This window comes from Colwellia sp. SU-HH01217, from assembly GCF_057543495.1.
Genome location: NZ_BAAJLX010000008.1, coordinates 1 through 21,898 on the forward strand (window position 1 = coordinate 1; position 21,898 = coordinate 21,898).

The 21,898-nt window shown below is 37.2% G+C and carries 19 protein-coding genes; 5 read left to right on the top strand and 14 right to left on the bottom strand.

What is annotated here, in order from left to right:
* Positions 1 to 828 precede the first annotated feature (828 nt).
* Positions 829 to 1,791, top strand: coding sequence for an integron integrase (locus AC27G3_RS11050; protein ID WP_487121549.1), 963 nt, complete (start codon positions 829 to 831; stop codon positions 1,789 to 1,791).
* Between the two features lie 58 nt (positions 1,792 to 1,849).
* Here AC27G3_RS11050 and AC27G3_RS11055 read toward each other — a convergent pair whose 3' ends face one another.
* The 5 genes from AC27G3_RS11055 to AC27G3_RS11075 all read right to left on the bottom strand — a co-directional run bounded on the left by AC27G3_RS11055 (position 1,850) and on the right by AC27G3_RS11075 (position 5,570).
* Complete coding sequence (locus AC27G3_RS11055) at positions 1,850 to 3,235, bottom strand: cbb3-type cytochrome c oxidase subunit I (RefSeq protein ID WP_487121551.1); 1,386 nt, start codon at positions 3,233 to 3,235, stop codon at positions 1,850 to 1,852.
* Positions 3,236 to 3,240: 5 nt separating this feature from the next.
* Complete coding sequence (locus AC27G3_RS11060) at positions 3,241 to 3,681, bottom strand: c-type cytochrome (RefSeq protein ID WP_487121553.1); 441 nt, start codon at positions 3,679 to 3,681, stop codon at positions 3,241 to 3,243.
* Between the two features lie 187 nt (positions 3,682 to 3,868).
* Positions 3,869 to 4,111 (bottom strand): cytochrome C oxidase subunit IV family protein, encoded by a 243-nt coding sequence (locus AC27G3_RS11065; protein ID WP_487121555.1) that lies wholly within the window; start codon positions 4,109 to 4,111, stop codon positions 3,869 to 3,871.
* Between the two features lie 13 nt (positions 4,112 to 4,124).
* Entirely contained in the window at positions 4,125 to 4,712 is a 588-nt protein-coding gene (locus AC27G3_RS11070) for a cytochrome c oxidase subunit 3 family protein (RefSeq protein WP_487121557.1), read from the bottom strand.
* A gap of 42 nt (positions 4,713 to 4,754) precedes the next feature.
* Positions 4,755 to 5,570, bottom strand: coding sequence for an AAA family ATPase (locus AC27G3_RS11075; RefSeq protein ID WP_487121559.1), 816 nt, complete (start codon positions 5,568 to 5,570; stop codon positions 4,755 to 4,757).
* Positions 5,571 to 5,797: 227 nt separating this feature from the next.
* Here AC27G3_RS11075 and AC27G3_RS11080 point away from each other — a divergent pair, with 227 nt between their 5' ends.
* Positions 5,798 to 7,045 (top strand): MFS transporter, encoded by a 1,248-nt coding sequence (locus tag AC27G3_RS11080; protein WP_487121561.1) that lies wholly within the window; start codon positions 5,798 to 5,800, stop codon positions 7,043 to 7,045.
* Between the two features lie 69 nt (positions 7,046 to 7,114).
* Here the strand turns inward: AC27G3_RS11080 and AC27G3_RS11085 are convergent, their stop codons facing one another.
* From AC27G3_RS11085 to gndA, 3 genes are all read right to left on the bottom strand, one after another.
* Complete coding sequence (locus AC27G3_RS11085) at positions 7,115 to 8,563, bottom strand: glyceraldehyde-3-phosphate dehydrogenase (protein WP_487121563.1); 1,449 nt, start codon at positions 8,561 to 8,563, stop codon at positions 7,115 to 7,117.
* Between the two features lie 332 nt (positions 8,564 to 8,895).
* Positions 8,896 to 9,270, bottom strand: a complete 375-nt coding sequence (gene msrB, locus AC27G3_RS11090) for a peptide-methionine (R)-S-oxide reductase MsrB (protein ID WP_487121564.1) — start codon at positions 9,268 to 9,270, stop codon at positions 8,896 to 8,898.
* A 45-nt stretch (positions 9,271 to 9,315) separates the two neighbouring features.
* Entirely contained in the window at positions 9,316 to 10,863 is a 1,548-nt protein-coding gene (gndA, locus tag AC27G3_RS11095) for an NADP-dependent phosphogluconate dehydrogenase (RefSeq protein ID WP_487121566.1), read from the bottom strand.
* 271 nt (positions 10,864 to 11,134) lie between these two features.
* On the opposite strand from gndA, the gene gap reads away from it, so the two are divergent.
* Positions 11,135 to 12,139, top strand: coding sequence for a type I glyceraldehyde-3-phosphate dehydrogenase (gene gap / locus AC27G3_RS11100; protein ID WP_487121568.1), 1,005 nt, complete (start codon positions 11,135 to 11,137; stop codon positions 12,137 to 12,139).
* 183 nt (positions 12,140 to 12,322) lie between these two features.
* On the opposite strand, the gene AC27G3_RS11105 is transcribed toward gap, so the two are convergent.
* The 5 genes from AC27G3_RS11105 to zwf are packed head-to-tail and all read right to left on the bottom strand — an operon-like array spanning position 12,323 to position 18,046.
* Positions 12,323 to 12,970 (bottom strand): bifunctional 4-hydroxy-2-oxoglutarate aldolase/2-dehydro-3-deoxy-phosphogluconate aldolase, encoded by a 648-nt coding sequence (locus AC27G3_RS11105; protein WP_487121570.1) that lies wholly within the window; start codon positions 12,968 to 12,970, stop codon positions 12,323 to 12,325.
* Between the two features lie 10 nt (positions 12,971 to 12,980).
* Positions 12,981 to 13,997 (bottom strand): glucokinase, encoded by a 1,017-nt coding sequence (locus AC27G3_RS11110; RefSeq protein ID WP_487121571.1) that lies wholly within the window; start codon positions 13,995 to 13,997, stop codon positions 12,981 to 12,983.
* Positions 13,997 to 15,850: a phosphogluconate dehydratase gene (edd, locus tag AC27G3_RS11115; RefSeq protein ID WP_487121756.1), complete on the bottom strand. Its 1,854-nt coding sequence runs from the start codon at positions 15,848 to 15,850 to the stop codon at positions 13,997 to 13,999. The genes AC27G3_RS11110 and edd overlap by 1 nt, the downstream gene beginning before the upstream one ends.
* A 28-nt stretch (positions 15,851 to 15,878) precedes the next feature.
* Positions 15,879 to 16,574: a 6-phosphogluconolactonase gene (gene pgl, locus AC27G3_RS11120; RefSeq protein ID WP_487121573.1), complete on the bottom strand. Its 696-nt coding sequence runs from the start codon at positions 16,572 to 16,574 to the stop codon at positions 15,879 to 15,881.
* Positions 16,575 to 16,576: 2 nt separating this feature from the next.
* Positions 16,577 to 18,046 (bottom strand): glucose-6-phosphate dehydrogenase, encoded by a 1,470-nt coding sequence (gene zwf, locus AC27G3_RS11125; protein ID WP_487121575.1) that lies wholly within the window; start codon positions 18,044 to 18,046, stop codon positions 16,577 to 16,579.
* Between the two features lie 347 nt (positions 18,047 to 18,393).
* Between zwf and AC27G3_RS11130 the strand changes: the two genes are divergently transcribed.
* Positions 18,394 to 19,242 (top strand): MurR/RpiR family transcriptional regulator, encoded by an 849-nt coding sequence (locus AC27G3_RS11130; protein WP_487121577.1) that lies wholly within the window; start codon positions 18,394 to 18,396, stop codon positions 19,240 to 19,242.
* Between the two features lie 115 nt (positions 19,243 to 19,357).
* Complete coding sequence (gene pyk / locus AC27G3_RS11135) at positions 19,358 to 20,809, top strand: pyruvate kinase (RefSeq protein WP_487121579.1); 1,452 nt, start codon at positions 19,358 to 19,360, stop codon at positions 20,807 to 20,809.
* Between the two features lie 258 nt (positions 20,810 to 21,067).
* On the opposite strand, the gene AC27G3_RS11140 is transcribed toward pyk, so the two are convergent.
* The gene (locus AC27G3_RS11140; protein WP_487121581.1) at positions 21,068 to 21,892 is read right to left on the bottom strand and encodes a LytR/AlgR family response regulator transcription factor; all 825 of its coding nucleotides are present in this window, start codon (positions 21,890 to 21,892) and stop codon (positions 21,068 to 21,070) included.
* Positions 21,893 to 21,898: the final 6 nt, after the last annotated feature.

Consider the following 21,898-nt stretch of genomic DNA (forward strand, 5'->3'; position numbering starts at 1 on the left):
TTGTCCTATTAAATTGCTTGTTAGTTATGCGGTGTTAATGCGGCTTGACCGCCCCACCTTACTAAAACAAACAACCGTAAATTTTGTAAACGCAACATTATCAGCAAACTATTGAAAAGTTAAGGCTTAACGTGATTGAGATTACATGGAAGTTTGAACGCTAAACGCACAAGTAAAACCTAGACACTTCCTGTGATGAACCACTGCGATTAACAAACTCACCAGAGTTTGAAACCACTTTCCCTAATAAAACTTAATAGCAAACTAACGCCTCAATTAATGGGCGAAAAATGGTTGGCTATAATCGCGAAGCGAAGCCAACTGTTTTTTGTCCTATTAAATTGCTTGTTAGTTATGCGGTGTTGATGCGGCTTGACCGCCCCACTTTACTTAAACAAACAACCGTAAATTTTGTAAACGCAACATTACCAACAAACTATTGAAAAGTTAAGAATTAAAGGGATTTACATTACATGGAAGTTTGAACGCTAAACGCGACTGGTAAAACCTAGACACTTCCTGTGATGAACCACTTCGATTAACAAACTCACCAGAATTCGAAACCACTTTCTCTAGTAAAACTTAACAGCAAACTAACAGCTTATTAGTTAGGTAAAACCAGTGTTTAAACACGGGCTTTACCCTTTTTTCATGTTTTTTAATTATATGAACAATACATTGCTTTTTTATTTTTATCAATCAGTTAAAAATTATTCACTTAACTGGTTGATGTGTAAAAACGTGGTTTTACCATTATTTCATGCAAAATGACTATTTACCACCTACACTGTATATAAACACAGTGTCATTATAAAAAAGGAATTTACCATGAAATCAGTATTTTTAACATATGTAAAAGAACAAATGTGGACTAAGCGATACGCCAAAAGGACGATTGAAACTTATCTTTATTGGATAAAAGGTTTTATTATTTTTAATGGTAAAAAGCACCCTCAACAATGCCATGATTTAGAGGTTGAGCTCTACCTTACTTATTTAACTACTCAGCTAAATGTTGCACCAAAAACACAAGCTCTGGCGTTAAATGCTTTAGTGTTTATGTATCGTGAGGTATTACAAACCCCATTAACATTAAATTTAAGCTTTAATAAAAGTACCGCACAACCCAAACTCCCTGTTGTGCTTACAGTAGCAGAAATATCAGCACTTCTTAAAAATGTAAGATCGAGTCATGCACTTCCTTGTAAACTTATGTATGGTAGCGGCCTTCGATTAATGGAAGTGGCAAGGCTAAGGGTGCAAGATATTGATTTTGATTACCTTTGCCTAATGATTTGGCATGGAAAAGGCGGTAAACACCGTCGAGTCACATTAGCTAAAGAGTTGGTAACGCCTTTAAAACAGCAAATTGCTACTGTAAAACTTCTGTATCAACAAGATATAAGAAACGGCTATTATCAAGGTGTTTGGTTGCCTAATGCATTAGCTAAAAAATACCCGTTTGCCGCAATGGAGTTATCTTGGCATTATCTATTTCCTGCTGCTAAGTTAAGTACAGATCCCGAGAGTAATAAACTAAGACGCCATCATGTAGATGAAACAAGCTTGCGAAAGTGGGTGAAAAAAGCTGCTGTCGATGCCCACATCGAAAAAAACGTTACTTGTCATACTTTACGACATTCTTTTGCTACCCATTTATTACAAAGAGGTGCAGATATTAGAACAGTTCAAGAGCAGTTAGGACATAGTGATCTACGAACTACCCAAATTTATACGCATGTAATCGAAGCAGGAGCTAATGGTGTGCGAAGCCCGTTAAGTGATTTATAACCGATTAAACAAAAAAACCGCAGTAAATAACTGCGGTTTTATTAGTTAGTGAGTTAACTTATGCTGCTTTTTCTTTTACAAAAAAGCTCGATAAATATGCAATTAATCCAAGTAAAAATACAACGCCAGAGACTTCACGCAACCAGTAAAATATAGCTAGCTTATCTTGTGTTGCCATAAAACCTAAGGCTTCTCCATTTTCAGGTAGTCGTTGTAACCATACTTGTAATATACCTGCCCCAGTTAAGAATAAAGTAATAAAAACCATGGCAACGGTCATTAGCCAAAAGCCCCACATTTCTACAACCTGTGCTTTATTACAGTTCGCTTCTCCAATACCACGGATTTTAGGCATGGCAAATGAAATAATGGTCATTACAATCATGGCATAAGCACCATAAAATGCCATATGCCCATGCGCAGCGGTTATTTGGGTACCATGAGTGTAATAATTTACTGGGGCTAATGTATGTAAAAACCCCCATACGCCTGCACCTAAAAATGCCATTACAGCAGTTCCAAGCGCCCAAAGCGTTGCCGCTTTATTAGGGTGTTCTCTGCGGCGGCGATTAACCATATTAAAGGCATATAATACCATAGCAAAAAATGGCAGAGGCTCTATAGCCGAGAATACACTACCAACCCATTGCCAATACTCTGGTGTTGTTAACCAATAAAAGTGATGCCCAGTTCCTAAAATACCTGAAATTAAAGCCATAGCAATAATAACATATAACCACTTTTCAATAACTTCGCGATCTACGCCGGTAATTTTAATTAATACATAAGCTAAAATAGCACCCATGATTAATTCCCATACACCTTCTACCCAAAGGTGAACAACAAACCACCAAAAGTACTTATCAAGCGCTAAGTTAGTTGGGTTGTAAAATGCAAATAAGAAAAAAACAGCCAAGCCGATTAAACCGGTCATTAATACCATGTTAATGGCCGTTTTTCTTCCCTTTAATATAGTCATACCTAAGTTGAATAAAAAGCCTAAAGCAACAACAACGACACCAATTTTAGTAATCGTTGGCATTTCTAAAAACTCGCGGCCCATGGTTGGCCACAAATCGTTATAAGTTATTTCTGCAAGCGTTGAATAAGGCACTAACAAGTAACCTAACACAGTAGTTACAGCTGCAACTGCAAATATCCAAAAAAGTGTAATGGCAAGTTTAGGACTATATAATTCGGTTTCAGATTCTTCAGGAACTAAATAATAAGCGGCTCCCATAAAACCAAACAGTAACCAAACAATTAATAAATTGGTATGTACCATACGTGCAACATTGAATGGAATTGCGCCGGCTAAAAAGTCACCAACAACATACTGAAGTCCCATGATCAAACCAAATAAAATTTGACCTGCAAATAAAACCAACGCAAAGATAAAATAAGGTTTTGCTACGGCTTGAGATTGATATTTTAAAGTGTTCATCTACCCTATCCTTCTATGTTTGGTGGCCAATTATTAGTATCCATTTCTGAAGTCCACTTCAAAAACTCTGCTAAGTCATCAATTTCTTGGTCGTCAAGATGAAAATTAGGCATTTGCCTACGTCCTGGAATATTAAGCGGTTGTGCTTTCATCCAGCCATTAAAGAAAGCTTTAAAGCCAGCTTCACCACCACGACGGTTATATACATTGCCTAGCTCAGGAGCAAAATATGCGCCTTCCCCAATTAACGAATGACAACCAATGCAATTATTGTCTTCCCATAAGGCTTTGCCTCGGGCAACAGACTCTGTAATATTTTCTCTATGATCCCGCTTGGGCATCTCTTTGGTTGTATGAAAAGTTAACGCTAAAAATATTAAAAAGAAGAAAACACTTCCTCCATAATAAATATTTCGAGCCATACCCTTAGTAAAACTCTCTGACATAGTGTTATCTACCCTCAGTTGATATATAAATGTTTGAACACTTACATAGTAGACTAATAAAATAAAAACTATTTGATAGAAATCAAATTTTTAGGGATATGTATCAAAATGTAACTGCAGACTAGATATATAACGACATTAAAAACAAAATAGTTAATTGGCTATTAAAAATTGCTAGTTAAAAATCTTAAACCAAATAAATAAAACCAATAATTACGGGTAACAAAATAACGTAGCTGAGCATTAACCAACGCCATTTATTAGGTGCGTGCTTTAACTCCATAAAAACATCAACAATCTGTTGGCCTTTTAAAAAAACAATAAATAAAACACTGACAATAAAAATAAATTGATTATCAATAAAATGTCCAATAAAAGCAGACAATAACGTGAGTGAGATTAACCAAAACCAATTCAAATATATATGCATAGTTTTTGCTGCTTTAAATAATATAAATAAGGGGAAATAAAATAATCCATAACATATCAACCATGTGCCAATAACTCGCACCAGCTTCAAACCCTGAAAACTCTTGGTTATATGACTTTTTAAAGGCTTTTACTGCCATATACGTTAAAATGACCATGCCTAATAATATGTGCATTAAGTGAAAGCCGGTAATTAAAAAATATAAGGTAAAAAAAGTGTTCGTTTCTATATCAATACCGGCATCAAACAGGTATTGATATTCTGTTAGCTTTACCACGATATAAACAAGTGCAAAAACTTGCGCGAGTACTAAATGGCTGACACACGCATTATATTGCCTCTTTTTGATAGCGATTAGCGAAAGTGCCACAAAAAAGCTGCTGGTAATTAATGCAAGGGTATTAATTAAGCCAGCAATTGGGTGAAGCTGATCTTTAGATGTTCTAAACAATTCGACATTTAGTTGCTCTGCAACAGCAAACCCTATAAAAAACACCGCAAAAACGGACAACTCAGCTAAAATAAAAAACCACATGGCTAAATCACCAGGCAGTTTTTTATTTTTAGCCATGTTATCGCTCAATGTTAGCTCTGAAGACATAGTTCCTCTCATGTTAGTTCGTAATATTTACTAATTAACAATTTAGTCATCAAAATATATGCGTGCAACATCCATTAATGCTTTAACTGTTTGCGGATCATCAGTTAATGGCTCTGCAAGACAGCAACGACAAACATCCAGCGGGTTCATGCCACTTTTTATCATACGAGCTGCATAAATTAGCAACCGGGTAGAGGCAACTTCTTCTAAATCATTTTGTTCTAATCTACGTAACGCTTGAGCAAGCTCTACCAATTGATAAGCTAAATGGGGATCTGCTCCTGTTTCTTTAATTACAATCTCTTGTTCAACTTCTTTACTGGGGTAATCAAAACGAAGCGCAACAAATCTTTGTCTTGTGCTGGGTTTCATACCTTTTAATAAATTTTGGTAACCAGGATTGTACGACACGACTAACATAAAACCAGGAGCAGCTTCAATAAGCTCACCTGTGCGCTCTAAAGGGAGAATACGACGATCATCTGCCAACGGATGTAAAACTACTGTAGTGTCTTTTCTTGCTTCAACGACTTCATCTAAATAACAAATTCCGCCTTCTCTAACGGCTCGAGTTAAAGGCCCATCTTGCCAGTATGTACCTTCTGGCCCAATTAAATGCCGCCCCACTAAATCAGCAGCGGTTAAATCGTCATGGCAAGAAACTGTATATAATGGTTTATTCAATTTTTTTGCCATATGAGCAACAAAGCGTGTTTTTCCACAACCAGTAGGACCTTTAATTAAGACAGGAAATTGGTTTTGAAAAGCATATTCGAATAAAGAAACTTCATTTCCTTGTTCTTCGTAATAGATTGCTGAATCATCATTCATGGTAGTTTGAATATCGTCTGTGCTCATATTAATTCGCTTATTTGGCTAATTTAATAAATAGATTATTATCGGTAAACTACGTGTTAATTTACTCGGTTGCAACACACTCCTTGTCGTTCTTTGATAAAGATCAACGACTTCCTTCACTATTTTAACTTAACGTGTTGTACTTTACGCTAATAACGCATTGAGCTATCAGTACTTTAATTATTGTATTAACATAACAGTCTAGTAATTACACTTTGGCTCATTGAATGTTTTCACATATTTTTATCACACTGGGTATCTTGTTAATTACCCCATTATTTTTGTCTAAATTTATCAATTTACCTCGAAATATATGGCTACTGTTTGTCGCACAACCTTTAGCAATGGCAGCCTCTCCTGTGATTGTTTTTATTGGCGCGATTTTAGCGACTCAAATGATCGACGATCCTTCATTAGCGACCTTGCCTATTACCGTCATGATTTTAGGAGTAGCGAGCACTTCAATTCCTGCGGCACTTCTTGCTAAGCGCAAAGGAAGAAAATTTGCCACACTGACTGGTTTTTCATGCTCACTTGTTGCTTCAATATGTGCATTTATTTCGAGCCAGATAGCGAGCTTTGAATTATTTGTTTTTGCTAGCCTTCTTTTTGGTGCTAGTACAGCTTTCACCCAACAAATTCGGTTTGCCGCGATTGAAAGCACGCAAAGCAGTGATGATATTCCCAAAGTGCTGTCTATTTTAATGCTTAGTGGATTATTTGCCGCCTTTCTCGGCCCTGAAGTTGCGTTAGCTGCCAAAGATTTAATCCCTTCACCCTTTGGTTATTCGGGTTCGTTTCTTGTTTTAGCGGCCTTAGTTGTTCTATCAATGATTGTGATGATCGGGTTTAACAACCCAAAAATGGATGATGTACAACACACAGGAAATCCTCGTGCGATGGCTGAAATTATTAAACAGCCCATATTTATTGTTGCTATTTTAGCAGCAACTATTGGTTATGCCTTAATGAGTTATTTAATGACCGCAACGCCGATTAGCATGCATGCCTTACATGGGCATAGCTTAGAAGAAACAAAGTGGGTAATTCAAAGTCACATTGCAGCCATGTTTCTTCCGTCATTATTTACCGCATGGTTAGTAAAAAAACTAGGTTTGAAAGTGTTATTATTAGCAGGAACCTGCATCTACGGGAGTGTCGCGTTAATTGCCCTATCTGGTCAACAGGTGATGCATTACTGGTGGGCGCTAATACTATTAGGCATTGGTTGGAATTTTTTATTTTTAACTGGCACTTCCTTATTACCTTTAAGCTATAACAGTAGCGAACGACATAAAGTACAAGCGCTGAATGACTTTATATTATTTGGCTTTCAAGCATTTGCCTCATTAATGGCAGGATGGGTTTTATATAAAGCAGGTTGGCAGTTTGTTGTATGGTCTAGTTTGCCTTTTGTTGTCGCTTTATTTGCGCTAACTTTCTATTATTATCGTTTAGAAAAGCTAAAGCAGTAACAAAATAGCATACTAAAAACAAAAAAAGACGCTGATGCGTCTTTTTTTAAACGTGAAACAATTTAATAATTATTGAGCAGGCAAAGTAGGTACATAAATACCAGACATTTCATGCATAACACGAACTACCTGACAGCTGTAACCAAACTCGTTATCATACCAAACGTACAATACTGTACGATCGCCATCAACAATTGTCGCTTGAGAATCAACAACACCTGCATAACGAGAGCCAACTAAATCAGTTGAAACAATTTCGGTTGAAGCAGTGTAGTCAATTTGATTTTGTAAATCAGACTTTAATGCCACGCTACGTAAATAGTCATTTAATGCATCGGCATCGGTTGGTGAATTTAAGTTTAGGTTTAAAATCGCCATAGATACATTTGGTGTAGGTACTCGAATAGCATTACCTGTTAACAACCCTTCTAATTCTGGTAATGCTTTTGATACCGCTTTAGCTGCACCAGTAGTACTAATAACCATATTCAAAGGTGCACTTCGACCACGACGCGGCGCAGGATGGTAGTTGTCAATCAGGTTTTGATCATTGGTATAAGAATGTACTGTTTCAACATGACCGTTTTTAATACCAAACTTATCGTTTATTGCTTTTAAAACTGGCGTTATCGCGTTAGTTGTACAACTTGCCGCTGAAACTATTTTATCATCAGCTAAAATCATGTCTTGGTTAACACCATAAACAATATTTTTAATGCTACCTTTAGCTGGGGCTGTTAATAAAACTTTAGCAATTCCATTTGACTGTAAATGTTGACCTAAGCCATCTTCATCAGTCCAAATACCGGTATTATCAACAAGCAACGCATCCTTAATACCGTAAGCCGTATAATCGACTTCAGAAGGTGATTTTGCATAGATCACTTGAATAAAAGCACCATTAGCTTTTATTACATTGTTTTCTTTGTCTATGGTAATGCTGCCGTTAAATGCACCATGAACTGAATCACGACGTAATAAGCTAGCACGTTTTTCTAAATCTTCACCTTTGCCAGGTCTCAGTACAATCGCTCTCAAGTTTAATTGACTACTAGGGCCTGTACGTTCAATGAGTAAACGAGCAAGTAAGCGCCCTATTCGACCAAAACCATAAAGAACAACATCTTGAGATTCTTGTTTTTTATCATCTTTGGTAATGTCAGAAAGTTCTTTTTCTAGGTATTGTTCAATTGATAAACCATTGGCTTCACCTAAAAACAAATAACGGTAAGCTAACTTACCAATATCAATACGTGATGGGGCTAAACTCATTTTGTTTAACGCGGCTAAAAATGGAAAGCTTTCACGTAACCGAAGTTTATTATCTTCATGTAAGGCAACTGATTTGTGCGCTTTAATAATGTCGATAGTAGAAGCATTTACCATTGGGCGACCATAGATAGAAATTTCAATTCCATTATTTCTAAAGAGTTGGCCGATAATAGGTAACATATTTTCAGCGAAAGTTTGACGCTCTAGCCAGCTTGTTTGATATTGTTCCTCGAGATGAGAAGTCATTGCATAAACCTTTTATTTCAGTCAATTGAACGAGAATCTGTTACCAATGTATATTAAATTTACTTGCTTGGAAACAGTGATACTTAGATGCGGCGCATATTGTAATGCAAGCTGTAATGTTTCGCCAGCAGTTACAGATTATAAATTTAATAATTCTGATAAAAAAATAGTTATTTTACCGATAAAATTTTTTACTTAATAAAAATGATTGAACGCATGACAGGTAAAATAATGGTTTGCAAAGGTTAGGCATTGGCACGGTAGAAAAGATAAATACAATCTGTTAATTGACTTACGAATTGTTATTGGTAATAAAACAGTATTAAAGCTTTTTAACCCGCAACAAAATGTAAACTAAGAGAATTAACGCAATAGCGTTTCCCTGTTGGGTGTGGGCCATCATTAAATACATGGCCTAAATGAGATTGGCAATGTTTACACTGAATTTCAGTGCGTTGCATTGCTAAAGAGTTATCGACTAAATAGTTAATTTGATTCTCAATTGAAGCACTAAAGCTTGGCCAACCACAACCGGCATCAAACTTATCAGCAGAATTAAATAAAGGCCGCTCACAGCAAGCACAATGATATGTCCCTACTTGCCAATGATCATTATAAATCCCTGTAAACGGGCGCTCTGTTGCCGCTAACCGACACACTTTGAACGCCTCTTCACTTAATTTGTCTTTATAATCATCATTATTCATTGTAAGCGCCTTATTTACATAATGTAGCTACTGTTACTTCGTTATTTACGTTGACTTTAAAGCTATCATATCACGTGATGGTGTTGACCATTGAACATGATATTTTTTGCCTGGTGTTTTATCTAGCCTTTCAAAGGTGTGGGCACCAAAATAATCGCGTTGTCCTTGTAACAAGTTTGCAGGTAATACGCCACTTCGCATTGAATCATAATAAGCTAAAGACGAAGATAAAGCCCCCGTTGGAATGCCAAGTAAAGTTGACTGAGCAACCGCTTTACGCCAATTGGTTTGACTTTGACTTATTTGTTTAGCAAAAAACTCATCTAATAATAGGTTCTCAAGATCGTCATTTCGCTCAAAAGCATCTGTAATAGACTGCAGAAAGGCGGCACGAATAATACAGCCCGCACGCCATATTTTAGCAATACTAGCGAAATCTAAACTCCAACCATGTTCTTTACCTGCTAGTTTCATTAATTGAAAACCTTGGGCGTAAGCACAAATTTTTGAACAGTAAATGGCATCATGTACTTGATCAATCAGCAATTGCTTTTCATCTTGACTAAAGTTTTCACTGGAAGGCCCTGCAAGTAATTCAGCACCTTGAAGACGTAATGTTTTAAAGGAAGAAATAGAGCGAGCATACACGGCTTGCGAAATTGTAGGTGCCGGACATCCAACTTCTAAACTGCTCATCGCTGTCCATAAACCTGTCCCTTTTTGTCCAGCTTTGTCGAGAATGACATCAACTAGCGGTAAACCTTCTGTGGTTTTATGACGAAGGACCTCCACGGAAATTTCCATTAAATAACTGTCTAGTGGACCTAAATTCCATTGTTCAAATATATCGGCAATTTCATCAGGGCTTAAAGAAAGTCCCTCCCTTAAAATATGGTAGGCTTCACAAATTATTTGCATATCCGCATATTCAATACCGTTGTGTACCATTTTTACATAATGACCAGCACCTGCTGGACCAATATAGGCTGTACATGGCTCACCTTGGTTGATTACTTCACCAGGTTTTTTGCGCTCTAAGGGCTTACCTGTAGCAGAGTCAACTTTAGCTGAAATAGACTCCCATATCGGTTTAATTCGACTCCAAGCATAAGGAGAGCCGCTTGGCATTAATGCAGGACCAAATCTGGCTCCCACTTCTCCACCAGAAACTGCTGATGAAAATAAAATAAAGTTAGATTTATATTTAGCTTCTCTAGCTACTGTGTCAACCCAAAGGCTATTACCTGTATCAATAACAATATCGTCAGGCTGTATACCTGCGCCAATCAAGTTTTCACATACTTGATCAACTGGAGCACCTGCAGGTACAGATAATACAATTAAATGTGGGGATTTTAGTTGAGAAAGTAACTGCGTATAAGAAGAACAACCATGAACGCGCTTTTTAGCTTCACCTTCGCCTAAATTTATTTGTTCAGTAAGGTCTTGTTCGATAACTTCATCGATTTTTTCACTATTTAAATCAAACGCAGCTATTTTATGACCATTATCAGCGAGATTTAAAACAAGGTTCTTGCCCATTACGCCTAAGCCAATAAAGCCAATGTCACACAAACTATTCTCTTGTGTCATAGTTAAATTCCAATTTATAAAGATAAAAGCTAACCGTTTAACGAATGTAAACGTATTAAAATTGATTACAGATTGCCGGCATTCTACCATGCAAAAAGATCTAATTCATTCAATTTTGTATATCATTCGGGTGTAATAATTAATATTTTAGTAAACCTACGTAATAAAAGCTCAATAAGTGCGATTAAAAGCCAGCACAACCGATATTTCACTTGTAATATTCTCAAAATGATGTAATTTTACTACATAAAGAATTATAGGAGTTTATATCATGACAATTAAAGTAGGTATTAATGGTTTTGGCCGTATCGGCCGATTTGTATTTAGAGCTGCAGCCCAAAGAACTGACATTGAAATTGTTGGTATTAACGACTTGATTGACGTTGACTACATGGCATATTTATTAAAATATGACTCGACTCATGGACGTTTCAACGGCACAGTTGAAGTAGTAGACGGACAATTAATCGTTAATGGTAACACTATTCGCGTAACAGCAGAGCGTAACCCTGCAGACTTGAAGTGGGATGCTATAAACGCCGATGTAGTGGTTGAATCAACCGGTTTATTCTTAACAGACGAAACGGCTCGTAAACATATTAGCGCAGGCGCTAAAAAGGTGGTATTAACGGCTCCATCTAAAGACGATACACCAATGTTTGTTTGTGGTGTTAACCAAACTGATTACTTAGGACAAGACATTGTTTCAAATGCTTCTTGTACAACCAATTGTTTAGCACCTATTGCTAAAGTATTGAATGACAACTGGGGCATTAAAGATGGTTTAATGACGACAATTCATGCAACAACTGCGACACAAAAAACTGTCGATAGCCCGTCAGCAAAAGATTGGCGCGGTGGCCGTGGTGCCGGTCAAAACATTATTCCTTCTTCTACAGGTGCAGCTAAAGCCGTTGGCAAAGTTATTCCTGCATTAAATGGTAAATTAACTGGCATGGCTTTTCGTGTTCCTACCCCAGATGTTTCTGTGGTCGATTTAACGGTAAACCTTGAAAAACCTGCGAGCTATGAAGAAATTTGTCAAGCAATGAAAGACGCTTCACAAGGCGAGTTAAAAGGTATTTTAGACTATACCGAAGATCAAGTTGTTTCAAACGATTTTATCGGTGAAACATGCACTTCTGTATTCGATGCAAATGCTGGTATTGCTTTAACCGATACGTTTGTGAAAGTCGTTTCTTGGTATGATAATGAAATTGGTTACTCGAACAAGGTTCTTGATTTAGTTGCTTATATTGTAAGTTACGACAAATAAATCATCGCTTATGTAAATTAAGCCTGTCGGGTCAGTCAATTAATACGAAAAAGCCAGATGATTTCTGGCTTTTTTTTGTGTGAAATTGCTGATATTTTTTGATAAATGTAGATAAATGATCAAATAGCGCCAACAAAAAAGCCAAACGATTGTTTGGCTTTTGATCTAAAACTTACAGAACGGTTATTTAACGTGTTCTAATGCTTGGTTAGCAAGTTGAGTAATTGCAGACCAATCTTTCGCCTCAATTATTTTATCGTTAACTAACCACGAACCGCCACAACATGCCACATTAGACAAGGCTAAGTAATCTCTAACATTATTAATGTTTATGCCACCTGTTGGACAAAAACGAATATCAGGGAATGGGCCACCAATAGATTGAATGGCTTTTACACCACCAGAAGCTTCCGCAGGGAAAAACTTAAGATGATCGTAACCATAATCAGCTCCGTCCATTAACTCAGAAATTGATGATATTCCTGGAATAAGCGCGATATTACCTTCATTACCTGCTTGTAATAAGTCTTTAGTTAATCCTGGACTAATCGCGAATTTTGCACCGGCATCATACGAACGTTGTAGCTGCTCTCGGTTAGTTACCGTGCCTGCACCAATAATGGCTTCAGGTAATTCTTTGGCAATGGTTGAAATTACATCAAGCGCCGCTGGCGTTCTTAACGTGACTTCTAATACTTTCACATCAGCAGCTAATAGTGCTTCGGCAATCGGTAAAGCATCTTCTACTTTTTTAATAACTAGCACAGGAACTATGGGTCCCATTGAAAAAAGTTCTTTTGGCATAATTTGCCAATTTTTTAATACACTCATAATGTTCCTGTTAATTTTTATAAAGAGTTTGGTCTTTCGTTAGTTGTTGCTGAAGAAAAGCACTTGCACCTAAAATTCCTGGTTGTGATTCAGTAATTACATAAGTAGGTATTGAGCTATTAAAACCTTTAAAGCGCCCTTTTTCTTCAAATCTTGTTCTAAAATCACTGTTCTTAAAGTAATCAACAAAGCGAGGGACAATACCACCTGCTATGTATACACCACCAAAACTAGACATGGTTAATGAAAGGTTTCCGGCAAAACTACCTAAGATTTTGCAAAACTGAGACAAGGTTTGTTCACACCTTGTACAGGTTTTTGCTATTGCGTTTTCAGAAATTTGTTGAGCCGTTAAATTTAAATTTAAATTGTCGGTACTGCCTGCTAAATGTGATAAAGCTTGATAAATTTGCTCGAGCCCTAACCCTGATAAAAGCTGTTCGTAAGAAACATGCTGATACTTGGTTAATAAAAACGATAAAATTTTCATCTCAGTGTCATCAATCGGAGCAAAATCAACATGCCCTCCTTCGCCACCTAGGCTCACCCAATTACCTTGAGAAAAAACAACATTAGCAACACCTAACCCTGTTCCTGGACCACATATAGCAATAGGTTTTTCATTAACAGCTGAGCCACCACCAATTTTTACTTTTTGATCGTCTTTCAAAAAAGGGACAGCATGGGCTATTGCCGTGTAGTCGTTAATCAAATACAAGCTATTGAAATTTAGTTGCTCTTTCAGCTCTTTTTGTGAAAACTCCCATGGTAGATTGGTCATGGTAATTAAGTCGTTTTCAACTGGACAAGCAATGGCTAAACAGACATTAATGACATGATTCTGGACTGCTGCTTTTTCTAAATAGGTTTGTAGTACAAGAGCTAAGCTTGGGTACTCTGCACATTTAAATACTTGCAACTCGAGAATCTCTGAAGCCAGTCCCGTTGTTTGATCCGTGACAAAGTAACCGACTCGGATATTGGTGCCGCCAATATCCGCAACTAAATTAATTACTTGTGAAGTCATTAGCTGATTCCGTTTGTCTTATTACCTGATTGCTCAATATCTTGATCAAATAAAGAACACGCACCTGTTTCAGCAGAGCTTAAATTACGGCGCATAAAGCCGAAAAGTTCTCGTCCCATGGCTTGATGATGACCATTGACTTGGAATATTGCATTATCACGTTGCGCAATTTCTTCATCACTAAGTAATAGCGATAGCTCGCCGTTTTCACCATCGAGTAATAACATATCGCCGGTTTTAATTTTGGCGATCAAACCACCGTCTAATGCTTCGGGGCATAGATGTATTGCTGCAGGCACTTTACCTGAGGCACCTGACATTCGACCGTCAGTAACCAAAGCCACTTTAAAGCCTTTGTCTTGTAACACACCTAAAGGTGGTGTTAATTTATGAAGTTCAGGCATACCACGAGCTTTCGGGCCTTGGAATCGAACAACAGCGATAAAGTCTTTTTCTAACTCTCCACGGTGAAAAGCGTCGTCTAATTCATGTTGATCTTCAAAAACAACCGCAGGTGCTTTAATAACAAAACTACCTTCACGTAAAGATGAGGTTTTAAGTACAGACGTCCCCAAATTCCCTTTCATTGTTTTTAGCCCACCATCGGCTTTAAATGGTTTTTTAACCGTGGCAATAACTTCGTCATCGCCCGACGTTGTAGCGCCATCAACCCAAACAAGTTGTCCATTTTCTAGGACTGGTTTTTTGGTATAACGTGATAAACCACGACCACAGATTGTTTCTACATCTTCATGTACTAACCCTGCATCGATAAGTTCTTTAAATAATAATGCCATGCCACCTGCTTGTTCAAAGTGGTTGATATCAGCATGTCCATTAGGGTATATACGAGTAATTAAAGGTACAGCATGCGATAAGTCATTAAAATCTTGAAAGTTAATAATGATGCCTGCCGCACGAGCAAAAGCAATAATGTGCATAGTTAAGTTAGTCGAACCACCCGTTGCTAATAACGCAACTATCGCATTAACAATTGAACGCTCGTCAACCATACGACCTACAGGTAAATAATTCCCTGATTGCTGAGTTAATCGAGTTACTTGACGAGCTGCAGCTTTCGTTAATTCTTCTCGCAACTCGGTATTAGGTGCAACAAAAGATGCACCAGGTAAATGTAAACCCATTACCTCGACCACTAATTGATTCGAGTTTGCAGTACCAAAGAAAGTACAAGTACCAGCAGAGTGATAAGAGGCAGACTCCGCTTCAAGCAGTGCTTCTTCATCTACTTCACCTTGTGCAAATTGTTGACGTACACGCGCTTTTTCCTTGTTAGGAATACCAGAAGGCATAGGACCTGCAGGAACAAAGACGGTAGGTAAATGTCCAAAGGTCATACTAGCAATCAATAAGCCTGGAACAATTTTATCGCATATACCAAGCATTAAAGCGCCGTCAAACATGTTGTGTGATAAGCCCACAGCACTCGCCATAGCAATAACATCACGGCTCATTAAGCTAAGATCCATACCAGGTTGGCCTTGAGTAACGCCATCACACATTGCTGGCACACCGCCTGCAAATTGTGCAACGCCACCGGCTTCTTTTACCGCTTCTTTAATAATTCCTGGGTAGGTTTCGTAAGGCTGATGTGCTGATAGCATATCGTTATACGCTGAAATAATAGCAACATCGGAGTGATTGATACCACGAAGTGCAGCTTTGTCTTCTTTACCACAAGCCGCAAAACCATGGGCTAAATTGCCGCAAGATAAACTGGCACGATGTACGGTGGTTGATTTAGCGTCATCAATTTTTTTTAAATAAGCAGAACGAGTCGCTTTACTGCGTTCAATAATGCGATTAGTAATCGCTACAACGTCTTTATTCATTTCGACTGTATGTTGAGTTGTCATGATTTTACTCCGCCCAATAAACTTGGGTGTTAACTGTGTCGTGTTGCAAAAATGCGCGTATCGGCATTTCGAAATGGTCATCGCCATTTAATGCATTTTCTAATACGGCTTTTTTTGCTGAACTACTGATGTGTAAAAAGGTGTTTTTGCTAGTAATTAAACTCGCGAAACTGAATGTGATCCGTTGATGAGGCGCTGTTTTAGGCACGACTTTCATCAAAGCATTCGGATTACCGACAGATAACGCATCTTCAATTTCATCGCTACAAGGAAATAAAGAAGCAGTATGACCGTCTTCTCCCATACCTAAAATAAGAACATCTAATGGCAATAAACTGTTTTTCGCAGCTAAATTTAAGTCGCTTAATGTTTCATCAGACAAGGCTTCGCCTTGCTTTAAATGAAAGAAAATAGCTTTTTTAGCGTTATTTTGTAATAAGTTTTCATGCACTAAACGGGTATTGCTGTCGTTACTATCAAGATTTACCCAACGTTCGTCTGCTAGTGTGACGGTAACTTTATTCCACGGTAATTCTTTTTTAGAAAGCGCTGTAAAAAAACCTTTAGGTGTTGAACCACCAGAAACAGCAATACTTGCTTTACCGTTAAGTTTAATTGCTTGAGTTAATATATCAGCAACTTGATCGCTTAATTGAGCATCAAGTGCTTCTCTTGTTGAGAACTCATTCATGGTATACATAGTTATTCAACCCACTGGCGATCATCACGCGCAATTAAAGAAATTGATGAAACAGGTCCCCAAGAACCAGCTGCATATGGCTTAGGTTGTTCGTTAGTTGACTGCCAAGCATCGATAATTCCGTCAGCCCACGTCCAAGCCGCTTCAACTTCATCACGGCTAACAAATAAAGATTGGTTGCCATTAAGAATTTCAAGCATTAATCGTTCATAAGCATCAACAACACGTTCGTTGTCATATGTTTCTGAAAAACTTAAATCTAATTTGTTTTCTTGGATGTGCATTTGTGAAGCAATACCAGGAATTTTATTCATCATTTGCAGTTCAACGCCTTCATCAGGCTGTAAACGAATTGTTAACTTGTTAGCAGGTAAATCGCTGTAACTGTCTTTAAATATATTGTGGGGTTGCTGTTTAAAGTGAACTACAATTTCACTATGCTTTTTAGGCATTCTTTTACCCGTTCTTAAGTAAAATGGTACTCCAGCCCAACGCCAGTTATCTATTTCAGCTTTTATCGCAACAAAAGTTTCCGTGTTACTGTTCTCGTTAGCACCTTCTTCATTTAAATAACCCGGTACGGCAAGCCCTTCAAGGTAACCATCTGCATATTGACCACGCACAGTTTTATCTTTTACGTTTTGCTTGTTAATTGGGCTTAGCGCTTTAATTGCTTTAAGTTTTTCAGCGCGAATACTATCGGCACTTAAATCAGCTGGTGGTTCCATCGCAAGTAGCGATAAAATTTGTAATAAATGATTCTGAACCATGTCTCTCATTTGGCCAGCTTCATCGTAGAAGCCCCAACGCCCTTCTATACCAACACTTTCAGCAACGGTAATTTGAACATGATCAATACTGTCGCGATCCCAATTAGTGGTAAACAATGAGTTAGCGAAACGTAATACTAATAAATTTAATACGGTTTCTTTACCAAGGTAATGATCGATTCGGTAAATTTGATTCTCTTTGAAATAACGTGAAACTTGATTATTAATGGCTTTAGAAGACTCTAGTGAATGGCCGATTGGTTTCTCCATCACTACGCGATCAACTGGTGTAATTAAACCTGAATGATGTAAACCATCGCAAATATCACCATAAATTACTGGTGATGTTGAAAAATAATACACGCGGGTTTTATTGCCACTTTTTAATGTTTCATCAAGCTTTTTATATGACTGGGTGTCTTTAAAATCTAACTGCTGATAAACCAATCGCGCCATAAAACGCTCAAGTGTAGTTTCATCTAAAGTTTCTTTAACAAAGTTTGTTAAGTTTTCTAATACTAATGCTTTTAATTCTGCTAAATCCATAGATTGACGAGCAACAGTAACTATACGGCTATCTTTATGAATAAGTTCGCAAGCTTCCAATTGATATAAAGCAGGTAATAATTTGCGACGAGAGAGATCTCCAAGCGCACCAAATAACACTATTTCGCTGGCTGACTGACAATCTATTTGTTTCATATATATTATCTCGAGTATTTTATTGATAAAAGACGCTATCTTTTATCCAGTTATTATTGTAACTAAACTACATTTCCCCCTAATTTATCCTTTGGAAGCGTCGCAGTAAAGAACTTTTTGTAATTTTACAACATTAGTTGTGTTTTTATATTTAATCTAGGCTAAAGGACAATTTATTTTATAACTAAATTTGTTCAGTGATGAAAAGATTTGCAAATCTGATCTGTTTTGGCATATATTACAAGAATTATGAAATAAAATTTCATTGCAGCTGTGCTTTGACGAGAAAATAAATTACAGTTAGTCATCCACAGCATGATATCAACATAGCTTTAAGGCCAATCATCATGAATGTTTTAGAAAAAATAGCTAATGAACTGGAGACTTTTAGTAAGTCTGAACGTAAAGTTGCCGAGGTTATTCTTTCTCAGCCCGCCACCGTCATTCATTCAAGTATAGCGGCATTAGCCAAACAAGCTAACATAAGCGAACCGACGGTGAATCGATTCTGTAGAAGATTAGATACCAAAGGATATCCTGATTTTAAGCTTCATTTAGCACAAAGTTTGGCTAATGGTACACCCTATGTAAATCGACATGTTGATGAAAATGATACTGCTGATGAATATACTGATAAAATATTTGAATCAACGATGGCCAGTCTTGAGCGGTCTCGTAAAAATTTAGACACCAGTGTGATTAACCGTTCAGTAGATTTACTAACTCAAGCCAATAAAATTTCATTTTTTGGTTTAGGCGCCTCCGCCGTAGTTGCCCACGATGCCCAAAATAAGTTTTTCCGCTTCAATGTTCCTGTTGTTTATTTTGATGACATATTAATGCAACGTATGAGTGCTATAAATAGCCGTCAAGGTGATGTTGTCATTGTTATTTCTCACACAGGACGCACTAAATCATTAGTTGAAGTCGCTAGTTTAGCAAAAGAAAACGATGCAACGGTTATTGGCATTACAACATCAAGCTCTCCTTTAGCTAAAGAATGTAATATTGTTTTATCAGTAGATGTTGCAGAAGACACTGACTTATACATGCCGATGTCTTCGCGAATAGCACAATTGGCACTGATTGATGTACTCGCTACAGGTTTTACCTTACGCCGAGGAACAAAATTTAGAGATAACTTAAAGAAAGTAAAAGATAGCTTAAGAAGCTCACGCTTTGAACGTAAAGATTAATAAATAGTATATAAAACATTAGCTATTTATTCGTTTATGTTCTGTCAAATGTTTGAGCAAAGTAACAATTAAATAGTTGAACCATTTCCATAATAAATTAAAGGTTAGAATTTAGATGTCTAGAAGAACCAAAATTGTTGCAACTTTAGGCCCAGCAACTGATGACAGAGAAACGCTTAAAGCAGTATTAGCCGCCGGTGTAAATGTAGTTAGACTTAATTTTTCTCATGGTATTCCACAAGATCATATTGATCGCGCAAATAATGTGAGAGAAATAGCAAAAGAGTTAGGGATATATGTTGGTGTTTTAGGTGATTTACAAGGACCAAAAATTCGTGTATCTACCTTTAAAAATGGACCAATTAAACTAGCCATTGGCGATAAATTTGAATTAGATGCGACGTTAGAAAAAGGCGAAGGTTGCCAAGAAAAAGTTGGTATCGACTATAAAAAACTCGTTCAAGACGTTGAGAAAGACGATATTTTATTGCTTGACGATGGCCGCGTACAATTAAAAGTATTAAGTAAGTCTGCAACATCTGTATTTACTGAAGTTACTGTAGGTGGCCCTTTATCTAACAATAAAGGGATAAATCGTCAAGGTGGTGGTTTAACAGCCCCTGCACTAACTGCAAAAGATAAAGAAGATATTATTCTTGCTGCTAAAATTGATGTTGATTTTCTAGCGGTATCTTTTCCGCGCGATGCCAGTGACATGCGCGAAGCACGCTTATTAGCACAAGAAGCTGGTTGTAATGCTCAATTGGTATCAAAAATTGAACGTGCAGAAGCAGTTAACGACGATAAAGTACTAGACGGAATTATTCTAGCATCTGATGTAGTTATGGTAGCACGTGGCGATTTAGGTGTTGAAATTGGTGATGCAGAATTAGTGGGTAAACAAAAGCACATTATTTTACGCTCTCGTCAATTAAACCGTGTCGTGATCACAGCAACACAAATGATGGAAACCATGATTGAGCAACCTATGCCAACACGTGCTGAGGTTATGGATGTGGCAAACGCCGTATTAGATGGTACAGATGCCGTAATGCTTTCAGCTGAAACTGCCGCAGGTAAATACCCTGTTGAAACTGTTAAGGCGATGGCTAATGTGTGTATCGGTGCTGAGAAACAACGTATCGTTAATACCTCTAACCACAGACTTGAAAAAGTGTTTAACGAAGTATCAGAAACCATTGCTCTTTCTGCCATGTATGCTGCTAACCATTTAGATGGTGTTAAGGCGATAATTTCATTAACAGAGTCAGGCCAAACAAGTAAGATAATGTCGCGTATTTCTTCAGGTTTACCTATTTACTCTTTATCTCGCCATCAAAAAACTCTTGGTAAAACAGCAATATACCGTGGTGTTTACCCAGTATTATTTGATTCAACAGAAACAAGTGATCAAAGTTTAGCGAATGATATTTTATCTGAGGTTAGTAAAAAAGGTAATTTGAAAGTGGGTGATAAAGTTATTCTTACCCATGGTGATTTAATGGAAACGGTAGGCGCTTCTAATACGTTAAAAGCACTTAAAGTTACTAAAGCTCACTTAAGCTAAGCTTAATAGTTATTGTTAGGATTTAGTTGATAATCAGTTATCTACTATTGATATTAAAAAGGCAGCTCAGGCTGCCTTTTTTGATGGTAATTGATTAGAGCGTGTTGATCTTTCAAGTGAGACTGCATGGATACAGAAGGCAGAGCAATTGCCGCGAACAACTATTAGCCATTCTTTATGGCTTGTTGGAGAAAAAATAGCGTCAGCAAAGATTAACTTGAAAGATTAACTTGAAAGATTAACACGCCCTACTTAAATTTACTGGTTGATAACACTTTTAACCTTGTCTTTATAGCTTCTGCTGACTTTTAATTCTTTCCCATTGGTTAATACTAAATAGTATTCACCATTTAATTGACTACAAAATTTTTCAATGTAGTTTTTATTGACTATGGTCGAGCGATGACTTCGAATAAATAATTTTGGATCTAAGTCCTGCTCTAGCTCTTTCATTGTTTTACGTAAAATATGGGTTTGATCTTTAGTATGAACGCACATGTAATCGCCAGCAGCATCAATCCAGACAATTGTTTTAACTGGAACACGTGTTACAGCGCCCGCATCTTTAATTGCTAAAATATCGGAATAAGCGGACAAACTCAGGTTTTCGTTGTTAGCCAGCTCACTTAATATTTGAGCGCTGTCGTTGCCTGTAACATCGCTCATAAGCCTTACTAATTTAGACTTATGAACGCTGTCTGCTTGGTTTTGGCACACTTGTCGAATTTTATTTACCGCTTGTGCTAAACGCGCTTCGTCAGCAGGCTTTAATAAATAATCGATAGCATGAACTTCAAAAGCTTTAATGGCATATTGATCAAAAGCCGTCACAAATATAATCATTGGCATTTTAAGTTGTTGATCAATAATTTCTTGGATCACTTGAAAGCCATTTAAGCCTGGCATTTGAATATCCAAAAACATAAGTTCAATGTTCTGGTTTTTAATTGCAGTTAACGCTTCTTTACCGTTCGAACATAATTGAACAATATTAATATCAGGATGGGCTTGTAATCGTATTGCTAAGCCTTTGCGCGCTAAGGGTTCATCATCAACAATGATTGTTGATAGTGAATTGACCATGGTTGA

What these genes read in the sequence shown, in the direction of transcription:
- AC27G3_RS11050 (WP_487121549.1), top strand. Translation starts at nt 829, where the DNA reads ATGAAATCAGTATTTTTAACATATGTAAAAGAACAAATGTGGACTAAG.
- AC27G3_RS11055 (WP_487121551.1), bottom strand. Translation starts at nt 3,235, where the DNA reads ATGAACACTTTAAAATATCAATCTCAAGCCGTAGCAAAACCTTATTTT.
- AC27G3_RS11060 (WP_487121553.1), bottom strand. Translation starts at nt 3,681, where the DNA reads ATGTCAGAGAGTTTTACTAAGGGTATGGCTCGAAATATTTATTATGGA.
- AC27G3_RS11065 (WP_487121555.1), bottom strand. Translation starts at nt 4,111, where the DNA reads ATGCATATATATTTGAATTGGTTTTGGTTAATCTCACTCACGTTATTG.
- AC27G3_RS11070 (WP_487121557.1), bottom strand. Translation starts at nt 4,712, where the DNA reads ATGTCTTCAGAGCTAACATTGAGCGATAACATGGCTAAAAATAAAAAA.
- AC27G3_RS11075 (WP_487121559.1), bottom strand. Translation starts at nt 5,570, where the DNA reads ATGAGCACAGACGATATTCAAACTACCATGAATGATGATTCAGCAATC.
- AC27G3_RS11080 (WP_487121561.1), top strand. Translation starts at nt 5,798, where the DNA reads ATGTTTTCACATATTTTTATCACACTGGGTATCTTGTTAATTACCCCA.
- AC27G3_RS11085 (WP_487121563.1), bottom strand. Translation starts at nt 8,563, where the DNA reads ATGACTTCTCATCTCGAGGAACAATATCAAACAAGCTGGCTAGAGCGT.
- msrB (WP_487121564.1), bottom strand. Translation starts at nt 9,270, where the DNA reads ATGAATAATGATGATTATAAAGACAAATTAAGTGAAGAGGCGTTCAAA.
- gndA (WP_487121566.1), bottom strand. Translation starts at nt 10,863, where the DNA reads ATGACACAAGAGAATAGTTTGTGTGACATTGGCTTTATTGGCTTAGGC.
- gap (WP_487121568.1), top strand. Translation starts at nt 11,135, where the DNA reads ATGACAATTAAAGTAGGTATTAATGGTTTTGGCCGTATCGGCCGATTT.
- AC27G3_RS11105 (WP_487121570.1), bottom strand. Translation starts at nt 12,970, where the DNA reads ATGAGTGTATTAAAAAATTGGCAAATTATGCCAAAAGAACTTTTTTCA.
- AC27G3_RS11110 (WP_487121571.1), bottom strand. Translation starts at nt 13,997, where the DNA reads ATGACTTCACAAGTAATTAATTTAGTTGCGGATATTGGCGGCACCAAT.
- edd (WP_487121756.1), bottom strand. Translation starts at nt 15,850, where the DNA reads ATGAATAAAGACGTTGTAGCGATTACTAATCGCATTATTGAACGCAGT.
- pgl (WP_487121573.1), bottom strand. Translation starts at nt 16,574, where the DNA reads ATGTATACCATGAATGAGTTCTCAACAAGAGAAGCACTTGATGCTCAA.
- zwf (WP_487121575.1), bottom strand. Translation starts at nt 18,046, where the DNA reads ATGAAACAAATAGATTGTCAGTCAGCCAGCGAAATAGTGTTATTTGGT.
- AC27G3_RS11130 (WP_487121577.1), top strand. Translation starts at nt 18,394, where the DNA reads ATGAATGTTTTAGAAAAAATAGCTAATGAACTGGAGACTTTTAGTAAG.
- pyk (WP_487121579.1), top strand. Translation starts at nt 19,358, where the DNA reads ATGTCTAGAAGAACCAAAATTGTTGCAACTTTAGGCCCAGCAACTGAT.
- AC27G3_RS11140 (WP_487121581.1), bottom strand. Translation starts at nt 21,892, where the DNA reads ATGGTCAATTCACTATCAACAATCATTGTTGATGATGAACCCTTAGCG.